This is a genomic window from Dictyobacter halimunensis (assembly GCF_036245075.1).
In genome coordinates this window covers 454,935-466,710 of record NZ_BSRI01000002.1, presented here as the reverse complement: position 1 = coordinate 466,710, position 11,776 = coordinate 454,935, and the positions used below count along the sequence as shown (strand labels likewise).

At 54.1% G+C, this 11,776-nt stretch carries 9 protein-coding genes; 4 read left to right on the top strand and 5 right to left on the bottom strand.

The genetic code is table 11. From position 1 onward, the window contains the following. Positions 1-41 precede the first annotated feature (41 nt). Together AABA21_RS15955 and AABA21_RS15950 are read right to left on the bottom strand one after the other, a co-directional pair. On the bottom strand, positions 42-401 hold the full coding sequence (locus AABA21_RS15955) for a YtxH domain-containing protein (protein WP_338251788.1): 360 nt from the start codon (positions 399-401) through the stop codon (positions 42-44). Between the two features lie 170 nt (positions 402-571). Then, positions 572-1,696: a competence protein CoiA gene (locus AABA21_RS15950; protein WP_338251786.1), complete on the bottom strand. Its 1,125-nt coding sequence runs from the start codon at positions 1,694-1,696 to the stop codon at positions 572-574. A gap of 274 nt (positions 1,697-1,970) precedes the next feature. Between AABA21_RS15950 and AABA21_RS15945 the strand changes: the two genes are divergently transcribed. The 3 genes from AABA21_RS15945 (at position 1,971) to AABA21_RS15935 (ending at position 5,128) form a co-directional block, all read left to right on the top strand. After that, entirely contained in the window at positions 1,971-3,104 is a 1,134-nt protein-coding gene (locus AABA21_RS15945; RefSeq protein ID WP_338251784.1) for an amidohydrolase family protein, read from the top strand. A 62-nt stretch (positions 3,105-3,166) separates the two neighbouring features. Next, complete coding sequence (locus tag AABA21_RS15940; RefSeq protein WP_338251782.1) at positions 3,167-3,619, top strand: NUDIX domain-containing protein; 453 nt, start codon at positions 3,167-3,169, stop codon at positions 3,617-3,619. Positions 3,620-3,730: 111 nt separating this feature from the next. Further along, complete coding sequence (locus tag AABA21_RS15935; protein WP_338251780.1) at positions 3,731-5,128, top strand: mercuric reductase; 1,398 nt, start codon at positions 3,731-3,733, stop codon at positions 5,126-5,128. Between the two features lie 83 nt (positions 5,129-5,211). On the opposite strand, the gene AABA21_RS15930 is transcribed toward AABA21_RS15935, so the two are convergent. The 3 genes from AABA21_RS15930 to AABA21_RS15920 all read right to left on the bottom strand — a co-directional run bounded on the left by AABA21_RS15930 (position 5,212) and on the right by AABA21_RS15920 (position 9,162). Further along, a complete protein-coding gene (locus AABA21_RS15930) occupies positions 5,212-7,227 on the bottom strand; it encodes a beta-galactosidase (RefSeq protein WP_338251778.1) in 2,016 nt (671 codons plus the stop codon). Between the two features lie 273 nt (positions 7,228-7,500). Then, a complete protein-coding gene (locus AABA21_RS15925) occupies positions 7,501-8,166 on the bottom strand; it encodes an NUDIX hydrolase (RefSeq protein ID WP_338251776.1) in 666 nt (221 codons plus the stop codon). 18 nt (positions 8,167-8,184) lie between these two features. Then, positions 8,185-9,162 carry a thiamine pyrophosphate-dependent dehydrogenase E1 component subunit alpha gene (locus tag AABA21_RS15920; protein WP_338251774.1) on the bottom strand — a complete coding sequence of 326 codons (978 nt, stop codon included), beginning with the start codon at positions 9,160-9,162 and terminating at the stop codon, positions 8,185-8,187. Between the two features lie 293 nt (positions 9,163-9,455). Here AABA21_RS15920 and AABA21_RS15915 point away from each other — a divergent pair, with 293 nt between their 5' ends. Continuing rightward, entirely contained in the window at positions 9,456-11,552 is a 2,097-nt protein-coding gene (locus AABA21_RS15915; RefSeq protein ID WP_338251772.1) for an alpha-ketoacid dehydrogenase subunit alpha/beta, read from the top strand. The last annotated feature ends 224 nt before the right edge of the window (positions 11,553-11,776 follow it).

Below are 11,776 nucleotides of genomic sequence, written 5' to 3'. Positions count from 1 at the left end.
GCTCATGCCAACATGAGCCATACTTATATGACGGCTAGCTCTTATAGATTGGATGAGCTGTTTTTCGTTGAGTTCAGGGTATCTTTGGTGGTGTTAGCCACATCCTGGCCGCTGGACTTCACGGTCGTACCAGCATTCTGAGCAATGTTGCTGAGATTATTGGCTGAGCTCTTTACAGTTGTCGCCGCCTGCTGGGCATAATCCTTCAGTGCGCCAGCGGTCTGGTTCACACGATCGGTGATCTGGCCCTTATAGACGTCGATCTGCTCATTTTCAGGAATGTAGCCGCGCAGTTCGCCAAGACGCTCACTGACCAGCTGACGCATCTCATCACCCTTCATAGGAGCGACGAGCAAACCAATACCAACCCCGAAGAGAATACCTTTCACAAAGCTGTTCATGCGGTTTATCCTTTCTCTATACACAAGTCGTACTTCGCTACGGCATTATTGATAGATTAATCCGTCTCACTGAGTAGATTACGTGTAGCAAAAGCGTTTGGTTTCAGATACCTATAGTATAGGCTGTACTCAAAAAAGTGGTGGGAAATATTGGTTAGAGGATATGTATTTTACCGTTGAGAGGCAAGGGCCAGCAATGTCTCCGCGTAGCCCGCGAATGCCGCGTAGGGTCCGGCGAAGGGGAACTCCCTGATTACCAGCTGTAGTTTTTCTTGCGTATAGCCATGGATAACCAGGCCACGTAGCCAGAGGCAGGCCTTATCAATGCGTTGCCGGTCGTCCGGGTGCAGCGGCTGATCGGGTAGGCCGCGACCATAGTTATAGCGACGCGCCAGCTCAGTGTCCAACTGATAAGCATGCAGCAAAGGGATGACAAATAAGCGCAGCGTGGCATCATTGATGGCCGGTCGCAGATAGTTTACCAGTTGTTGCTCATCTATCGCTGTGGCCGCCTCCATCTCTTGCAGCAGGGTACTGCGCTGTTCCAGCGCTACCCGTGTTGGATGGATCAACCGGGCCTGCCTATCGAGTTGGATCTCATTCAGTGTGCCTAGAATGGTCATGCCATAGCCCGTACGTCCCACCCAGCCATCGATGGTGGCGCTCTGAGGATGCGCCGCCTGTTCAACAGCCGGGACCCGCTGCTTTTCTAACGCCTGCTGGCGAGTGATGGGCCAGCGCAGCCAGGTACGTGGAGGATTGACGAGTGGATCCAGGAATAGCAACTCATGATTAGTGGCGAGCAGGGCCTCAATAAAGGCTTCCTGCTTTTCACGACGGTTATTGCCGATGATCCAGCAATCGGTGATGCCCGCCTTGCGATATGCCTGGTGACGCATCCTCCACTCTTCAATATCGAGGGGAGCGCACTGGAACTCGATGGCCCACTGCTGTCCATTGGTGTGTTGCAGAAAAACGTCGGCGATGCGGTTCGGCTCTGGCAGCCGTTTCTCCAGAGAGATAGCTGCCTGTGGATATTGCTGGCGCAGCCATTGGGCCAATACCAGCTTACCCTGTGCATGGCGGATCGATTCGGCCTCTGTACTCCACGCACACTCGCCCTTCTGGTGCGCGAAATGGACCTGCGTACGTTTCTCTGCTCCACCACGGATATGGACAACGCCACGGCAATTCGGGCAATATAACTGATGGTTGCGGGACCACTGCTGGAGCTGTGTAAACGGTGTCTCACCTGCGATCACTGTATGTTGATCGGGACCATATGCGACAAGCATGGGCTGTTCCTGGTCTGGCTGTAAAAGAAAAAGTCTATTGTACCCTTATTATAGCACCTGCCGGTGCGATTTTTTGCTATAGTTATGGTACCGAAGTAGAAGCCGTCGCTGCAATGCTCCGTTGGTTCTGGTACATATCAATGTGTAAAATATGAATATGTAGATTACGCAAAGTTTAGCGGCATTGTTCTATAATGTACACATATTCAGGTGGGACGCTGACTGTAGCTGTGCCCGGCCTGACTTATACATTGGGAGGTCAGGGGTATAACGTATGCTGGACTTACAACATATTGCCGTGGTCGATAATCACTGCCATCCGATTCTTCTTGAGCAGCAGATGGACGTGTTGCGCTTTCGCAGCTATTTTACCGAGGCGACGCATCCCGATTTTGCGCAAAAGCATGTGCAGCACACCATCTATTATACCTGGCTGCTGAGGCAGCTATCGACCGTCTACGCGTGTGCACCAGTTGAAGAGGAAGTGCTGGCCGCCCACAATCGTTTCCAGGGAACAGAGCTGCTGGCGCACCTGGTGGGCGCGGCCCATATCGATACGCTGATCCTGGATACTGGTCATCCCCTCCCCGAGCATTGTTTTTCTCCCCAGACCATTCAACGGGCCGCGGGCTGCCGAACCGTGCGTATGCTACGTTTAGAGACATTGATGGAGCGCCTGGTGATCGAGCAGAGCGACTTCGATACGGTCATCGCGCTGTTCGAGCAGGCGCTGCAGGACCTGCGCGGCCAGGGCTATTGTTCGCTCAAGAGTATTGTCGCGTATCGTTGCGGGCTTGAGATTCGTGAATGGAGTAAGGATGAGGCCGCGCTTGCTTTCCGCGAGGCACGCCAGATTGTGCAGCGTCAGGGGAAGTTGCGCCTGGCGCAGAAGCCGTTGATTGACTATTTATTGCATCGCGCCTTCCGGCTGGCGGCGCAGCAACATGTCCCCATCCAATTTCACACCGGCTATGGCGATAGCGATACCGATATGCGGTTGGGGAATCCTTTGCACCTGCGTGCGGTGTTAGAGGTCAGCGATTATCAGACGATGCCGATCATTCTGCTGCATGAAAGCTATCCTTACAGCCAGCTGGGTGCCTACCTGGCAGCGATCTATCCACACGTCTATTTTGATTTGTCGTACATGATTCCAATGGTAGAGAAGTTCGAGATGTGTGCTTTCACGCGCCAGGCTCTCAGTGTTGCGCCTGTCAGTAAACTCATGTATAGTTCGGATGGTATCCACGTTCCAGAGATGTACTGGGCCGGAGCGGTCCGTGGACGTGCCATCATCGGGCAGGTATTGCAAGAGATGATCGCGGCCGATGAGCTTGATCAGGAGCAAGCATACCTGTTTGCGCGTCTTATCCTACGCGAGAACGCACGTGCGGTATACAAACTTTGAGGTGTAGATACGCTGTGACAACGTACCCTCTGCCCGCACATCTGCCAAGGGAGAAAATGGTTATGATCGATTCCTCACTAAGGAATTTTCGTGTAGCTGTCTCTGCACTTATTTTTCATGAAGAACAGATTTTATTGGCGTTACGCCGTGACATCGGGTGGTGGAATCTACCGGGGGGGGGTATGGAGATTGGGGAGACCGTTGAAGAGGCGCTACATCGAGAAGTCCTCGAAGAGACCGGTCTGAAGGTTGAGATTGAGCAACTGGTAGGCGTCTATTCAAAGCCACAGAAGCAAGAGGTAGTGTTGACCTTTCGCTGCCACGTGATCGGTGGAGTCCTGACCACCACGGAAGAGTCCAGCGAGTGCCGCTACTTCGCAACCACCGATCTTCCTCGCAACCTGCTGCCCAAACATCGGCAGCGCGTTGACGATGCGCTGCTCCGGCAGGAAAGGGCGGTTCTACGCAATCAACTGAGCCGCCCCGAGGATGACCAGCGCCTCTCGCTAGAGTAGGTTGCTGGTTTTTTCTCTGCCTGTCTCTTTTTGAGCATTTGCAGGCGTGTAGAGGATGGGGTGGGAAGGACATCTTGTAGTGATATTTCTAGTCTAGAGGAGTAAAACGGAATGCCAGCTGTAACACCATATGACGTCATTATTATTGGTTCTGGCCAGTCGGGTGGGCCCCTGGCGACGGCGTTTGGACAGGCGGGAAAGAAGACGGCGATTATTGAGCGCGAACATGTCGGGGGCACCTGCATTAATGAGGGATGTACCCCCACCAAAACGATGGTTGCCAGCGCTCGCGTCGCGTATTTAACCAGGCGCGCCGCCGATTATGGTGTTGAGACACATGGATCGGTAAGCGTGGATATGACGGTCGTGCGCAAGCGCAAGCGCGACATTGTGGAGAGCTTTCGCAGTGGCAGCCAGAGCCGCCTGGAAAAATCGGAGAACGTAGATCTCTTGCTGGGTGAAGCCTATTTTATCGAGCCAAAAGTCGTCGAGGTGCGTCTGCGTGATGGCGAGGTGCGCCAGTTGCGAGGTGAGATCATCTGCCTTAATGTTGGTGAGCGTCCAGCAACTCCTCGAATTGAAGGTATTGAAGAGATCCCGTACCTGAACTCAACTACGATTATGGAGCTGGACCAGGTTCCCGAGCACTTACTGGTGCTGGGTGGAGGATATGTTGGACTGGAGTTTACCCAGATGTTCCGGCGCTTTGGCAGCCAGGTGACCGTTATCCAGCGCGGCAAGCAGTTGCTATCGCGTGAAGATGCCGATATCTCGCAGGAGGTTCTCAAGATCTTGCGTGAAGATGGTATTGAGATCCTCCTGGAGAGCACCGCGAAGAGCGTCAAGAAGAGCGCGGACGGGCATATCCAACTAACGGCGCAGACACCTGAAGGCGAGCGTACCCTGACCGGCTCACACCTGCTGGCCGCCGCTGGCCGCGTTCCCAACTCTGATTCACTGCACCTGGAAGCTGCCGGTATTACCGCTAATCAAAGAGGCTATATTCAGGTGAGCGATCGCCTGGAAACCAATGTGCCCGGCATCTATGCCCTCGGCGACGTAAAAGGTGGTCCCGCCTTTACCCACATCTCTTATGATGACTTCCGTATCCTGCGCACCAATCTGATCGAGCACAGCAACGCCAGCATAGCCAACCGCCTCGTGCTCTACACAGTCTTTATCGATCCACAACTGGGCCGCGTGGGCCTCACCGAAACGGAGGCCCGGCAGCAGGGGCGGAAGATCAAAGTGGCCAAAATGCCCATGGAGTATGTCGCGCGCGCCCTGGAAGTTGATGAGTCACGCGGCGTCATGAAAGCGATTGTCGATGCCGATAACGACCAGATCCTGGGAGCCTGTATCCTGGGACTGGAGGGCGGAGAAATCATGTCGATGCTTGAGATTGCTATGCTTGGCAAGCTGCCTTATACCACGTTGCGCGATGGTGTCTTTGCGCATCCCACTCTCGCTGAATCCCTGAACAACCTCTTCAGCTCGTTCGCATCCTGATCTGATTCGGGGCTTGACGCATGGAGAAAGCAGCGGCCAGGAATATCTCTCCTGGCCGCTGCTTTTCTTATAGCTTAGAGCGGTTAACGGGCCTGCAGGATAGCAACTTCCATCGCCGGGATGGTCAGCTGATCTTTAACCGTTGCGCCATCCAGCAGTGAGGTGTAGGTGCCATCGGGGAGGGTGACCTGCTGATCCTGCTGCTGGTGGTTGAGCAGGAAGTAGATGCTGGCACCGCTGGTGGTGATGCGCCGCGTCACCTCAATCTCGCTTCCGAGCGACAGCAGGGGCTGGACGCCTGCCTGCTGGCAGATCTCCTGCGCCAGACTGTCGAGGAACTGCTGACTGCTCTGCGTGGCCAGGTAATAAACGTTACCATTACCGAAGTGGTTGACGGTCAGCGCTGGCTGATCGGCGTAGTAATCCTCGGCGAAGGTTCCCAATGCCTGTGCTCCCTCTAGATGCACTAACTCACCCCACATCTCGGCGGGATAACTGCCTGCCAGCGCTCCTTCTTTGATGACCACCTGGTTGTGCATGGCTGGTGTCAGGGGATCAAACTCTTCGACGTGGATGCCCAGCAGCTTGCGCAGCATCCCCGGATAACCGCCCAGGGCGACATGATTATTTTCGTCAACGATACCGCTGAAGAAGGAGGTCAGCAGGGTTCCGCCCTTACTTACAAAGGCCTCCAGGTTATCGGCGACCCCCGGACGCAGCATGTACAGCAATGGCGCTGCCACGACTTTATACTTGCTCAAGTCGCTATCCGGCTTGACGATATCGATGCTGATGTTTTGCTGATGGAAGGCATGGTAGTAGCGTCCTACAATCTCCATATACTTCAGCCGATGGCTGGGGCCGGGCAGATATTCGACCGCCCACCAGTTGTCCCAATCCATTAGAATGGCGACATCGGATTGGGTGCTGGTGCCTGCCACGCTCTCAGAGAGCATTGCCAGCTCGGCTCCCACCTGCGCAGCCTGCTTGAAGATGCGGTTGTGCTCATCCCCCTCATGGGTAACGACGGCACTGTGGAACATCTCCGCGCCCGTTTTAGATTGCCTCCACTGGAAGAAGAGGATACCATCGGCTCCATGGGCGACGCCCTGCAGCGAATGCAGGCGCATCTGACCGGGCCGCTTGTGCGGATTCTGCGGCTGCCAGTTGACCTGGCTGGGACTCTGCTCCATCACCATGTGAGGGCGACCTCCTTTGGCGGAGCGCATCAGATCGTGGTGCAGCGCATTCCAGGCCGGATCGGTTCCAGGGGCTGGATACATATCAAAGGAGACGATATCCATATGCCTGGCCCAATCATAGGCGTCAACGGGCTTGAACGCCACCATCAGGTTGGTGGTCAGAGGCACATTTGGCGTGACCGCGCGCAGAATGTCCTCCTCAATGCGATAGCAGCCGAGTAGTGAATCATTCATGAAGCGCCAGTAATCGAGGGTCTGGCCTGGATTATTCTGCGCCGGACTGATGCGGGGAGGAAGGACATCTTCCCATTCGTAGTAGCGCTGACTCCAGAAGTTGGTGCCCCAGACCGTATTGAGCTCCTCCAGCGAGTTGTAGCGATCCTGTAGCCAGACGCGAAACGCCTCGGCGCAATTATCGCAGTAGCACTGGCTGGTATGACAGCCATATTCATTGTTGAGGTGCCACATCTCCAAAGCTGGATGCTGCGCGTAGCGTTCCGCAAGACGCTGTACCAGTGCCGCGCTCTTGCGCCGAAAATCGGGGCTATTGGGACAATAGTGCTGGCGCGATCCGTGCGACATGCGCACCCCTTCGCGGGTCACCGGAAGCATCGATGGGTAGAGGCGGCTCATCCAGGTGGGCGGCGAGGCCGTCGCGGTCGCCAGGTCCGCGGAGATGCCGTGCTCGTGCAGCAGATCCATAATGCGATCCAATTGCTCGAAATGATAGTGCTCTGGCTTTGGTTCAAGCAGGGCCCACGAAAAAATATTTATCGAGACCATATTGACGTTGGCCAGTTTCATCAGGCGCATGTCTTCCAGCCAGACGTCTTCTGACCATTGTTCTGGATTGTAATCACCACCATACAAGATGTGGCCTGGTAATGGGTGTTGCATAGCTTACTACTTCCTCATAGAAAAAGATTGACACCATTATCTTTATGCTTATCTGAAGCAGGCAACGTGAATAATGGGTGCGTGCCACGTACGGATGATCCGCCCCTGACCGATCGGGGTGGGGACCTGTAGTACTTCATTATATCAAAGCGTTGCCATTTTTGTTTCCCTGCTTACATCTTTCGCACGCATTCGACCCTGCGATATGCTGAATTGAAGCTTAATGGTAATGCACCAGCAGCGTAAAGAGCTGCTGGTGCATTACCATTAAGCTTAGTGTAATAGATCTGGATGCTTTTGGAGCAGAGACGCGGCCAGCGCAACAGATTCCCAGGAGGGAACCCAGAGCGGGCGTTGGTGTGAAAGCCCGGATCCATCAAGGATGCTTGCGCCCTGTTGCAGAATGCTCTCTAACGTTGGCTGTTGTAGTAACGTCGGCCAGAGTTCAGGTCGAATATACAACAGACCTTCTGTCGTCCCCGCCCGGGTCAGTGGTTGCAGGGTTCGAGCGAGAAATAGACAATAGTATGTATAAGGACCGGTAGGGAGCCCTGGGCGTAAGGGGGTGTAGGGGTAGAGATTGCTCTGGCGTTCAAGAAGGAAGGGTGGAATGATATCGGTCGATGTAACAGGATACTGCTCACCTGTATCTATTTCGTGGAAATAGGTTGAAGCGGAGGGGAGCAGTTGAAGCTCAACCTGTAGTTTTTCCTGTGCTTCACGTAAGGCGCACTCCCAGATCGTTTCTCCTTGCTTCTGATCCCCACCCAGGCCCCTGATCCGGTACGCGGCGGTCTGTTTCCCTTTTTGAGAGGGAAGGTAGTCAGTATTGAGCCTTACGATCAATTGCCCCTGCTGTAGTAGAATGACGCCAGCGCAAAAGGGCTGATTGGTAGTAAGGTGTCGCAAATCAATACTTTCCAGGCGTGAATGTGTCATCTCCTCTGCTCGGCTTTCTCATTTTGACTGGAGAGTATCGCGCAGCGCGTTTTGGAGTGCTCGCTCAACCTCAGTCATCATGCGTGTAGAAAGTTGGGCGGCCCATTCCTCATCCCATATGCCTTGCTCTTGTAGGATGTGCTGACATCGCACCAGGGGATCAAAGAGCTTTCCTGCATTGGACTGGGGAGGCGCATACTGTACCACGTTGGAGAGATCCCGACCATAGGGAAGTAGTACAGCTGGTTGAGAGCGGGTGATCGCCATTTCCAGAAATGTCGGGCCATGCCCCTCGCGTGCATACTGCATTGCCTGGCGCATCGCAGTGTAGACAGCGACAATGTCTGTGCCATCGATTCGTTGATAGGCGATTCCTGCTGGTAGAGCGTCTTTGGGTAGGCAGGAAGGGGGAAGCGAGGTGGCAAAGGTATCTGTACCCCAGATCTGGGTACAATCTTGTTCGCAGATAAAAACCACAGGTAATGCATGCTGGGCGGCGAAACGCATCCCTTCTGCAAAATCCGGTTCTTTTATGGCATCATCGCCGCAGTAAGCAATCGTAACTACCGTGGCTTTACGGAGTTTGCTGGCAAACGCGATGCCAGCGGCATGTAACAGCTGAGTCGCCACCGGCGCTGGACCGGTGATCGTATTGTGCTTCTGATAGCCCCAATGCTGAAAGGACGGCTTTGCTCCCCTTTTTCTCTCTGCCTGCTGGCGTTGGGAATGCAGACAGGTCCGGAAAACCTCATAGGGTGTCATCCCGATGGTCAGAACGACTCCCAGGTCCCGGTCATAGGGGAGGGTAAAATCCTGGCCGACCTCGATACAGACCGCGCTACCCACCTGGGCTGCTTCATGTCCACGACTGCTGGTAACAAAATCGATGTATCCCTGTGCGTATAACCTCCATGCGCAATCATCGACGATGCGAGTTAAGAGCATCTTGGTGTAGAGATCTCGTAAAACTGCTGAAGGTGGAGCTATGCTCGTCATTTACTGATACATCTCTTTGGGTACCCATGATCTTCTCTGCCACCAACCAGTATTTCGCTGGTGAGACATGTTCCGATGAAAAAAATAGTTAGACACATTATAGTGCTCAACCAGAGAGAATGTCTAGTATGTGCTCTGGTTTTTTGCTTTGTCGATCGAGTAGCGAAAAAGGAGTGATTATTGCTTTTCAAAGCCATCAACCATTATAATGGTGATGTGATTTATTATGTTAGGAGCATCGATGAAGCCTACAGCGTCAACGCAGACAAATATGTGGAGGCATTAGTACAAATATGACAACGAATCTTCGAGCAACAGAGACAGAGACGCCAGCAGGGCCGCTGGATGTCGTTACGCTCTATCGCACCATGGTCACCGCCAGAGTCATTAATGACTTGTTGAAAACACGTAAGACACAGGGAAAATTCCCTTTTTACATTGGTTGTGCCGGGCATGAGGTAATGGCTGCCGTTGTGGCGGCTCTGAATGAAAATGATTGGCTCGCATTATATTATCGCGATCTGGGCGCCTGGCTACAACGGACCGGTGATGTGTATGGACCTCTGCGCGAGGCCTACTCGCGTGTGACCGGGCCAATGAATGCCGGTCGCAATATGCCGGCGCACTATGCCAGTAAGCAGCATCAAATTCTTCCATCGGTAAGTGAAGTTGCTGGCTTATGCCCCTTTGCTGGCGGAGTTGGCTTTTCGCTAAAATGGGATAAAAGCGACTCTTTAATTTTGTGTTCCACCGGTGATGGTGGGGCGGCAACAAATGATTTTAACGTGCTGTTTCGACAGGCTGGCATTCATCGTCTCCCTATTTTGATCGTCGTTGAAGATAATGGCTGGGCCATTACCCAGCCTGGCGGAAATCAATGGTCAGGTTCATTGGTCGATTGGGCTAATGCCGGAAATGTATACGCGGAAGAGGTTGATGGCACCGATGTGATGGCGACCTATGAGGCGAGCCGCCGCCTGGTGCAGCATATTCGTTCAGGTCAGGGACCAGCCCTGATGCATCTGCGCCTGGGCCTGCTTGACGCGCATTCGAGTAGCACCGATATTCGCTCCTACCGTACAAGGGAAGAGATTGCGGAGACGACTGCCACCAAAGATCCTGTCAAGAACTTTGGTCGCTGGCTCGTTGCGCAGGGAATATTGCAAGACGCTGATATAGAGCGGACCAGGAAGGAAATTCGCGCCCAGGTTGAACGTATCGAGCAGGATGTATTAAAAGAGCCTGAACCGGGCCCCGAGCGTGTACTTGAGCATATAGTGAATATACCCGAGTGGCGTGAGAATACGCCCCGGGGCAACCGACGTACGCTGACCATGCTGGGGGCGATCAACGAGGCCCTGGTTGAACTGGCCCAGCGTGATCCCGGCTTCTTCGTGTATGGGCAGGATGTTGGGAGCCCCAAGGGTGGCGTCTTTGGCGCGACCGCCTCGCTGGTCAAACAGATGCCCGGCCGCGCGATCAGTAGCCCTTTAAATGAGCAAATGATTGTGGGCATCGCTTCGGGCGCGGGCTTGCGTGATGGCAGGGCTCGCTGCGCCGAGATCCAGTTCGTCGATTATCATCAGTCCGCCACGCAAACGATTCGCCTGGCCGCGCGCATCCCTTATCAGACAAACGGCAAATGGAATTCCCCCTTGCTGATCCGCACCAAGTCCGGTAGTGGGGGCGGTGGTCCAATCTCCAGTAGTACCGCAGGCGGTGGTGCCTATGGGCACTCTAATACAGGTGAACAATGGTTCACGAATATTCCGGGCATGATTACCGTCTGTCCCGCTTCACCATTTGATGCCAAGGGCTTGCTGCTAGAGTCGGCTCGTGCACAATCGCCGGTCGTCTTTTTAGAGCGTGGGCGCCTCTATCGTTCTGAACCACCGAAGGACGCCAACGGCAAGATCATCCCCGAGATGGCTGAATACTGGAATGTGCCCGAAGGATACTATACCCTGCCTATTGGTAAGGCACGGCGCCTGCGTTTTGGCACGGGACCTCTGAGCGTCGCCATTATCGCCTGGGGGACGATGGTCCTGGAATCCTGTACCGCGGCCGTCAATATGGCTCGACGTGCTGGTGTGAGCATTGAAGTGGTGGATCTGCGTACCCTGGAGCCCTTTGACAAAGAGGCCGTCGCGTCCGCCGTTAAAGAGGCTAATCGTGTGATTGTCGTCACCGAAGAGATCGACATGACCAGCTTTGGCCGTCACCTTCACTCCTGGATCGTGCAGAATTGTTTCTATGATCTGGATGGGACGCCAGCTTTCCTGGCGGCGGTCCCCGCTCCTCCATCGCCCTATAGTGGAAGCGAAGAGGAGAAGTTCTATCCAACCGCCATCACCATTGAAGCCAGGCTGAATGAACTACTGGCTGAATAGCAGTAGCAGGCAGTAGAAACAGTGCGGCCGCGCAAGCGCGGCCGCACCTATTTTTTAATAATTGGGGCAACACAGCAGGTGGGGCATTCGCCCCACCTGCTGTGTTGCCCCAATTATTAAAAAATAGCTTGAGCGCCGCCTGTGCGTGTGCCTGAGGGCAAAAGGGGATGGAAGAAGATTTGTCATATGTGGCTCGACGAATTGAAGAAACTATGCTACACTGC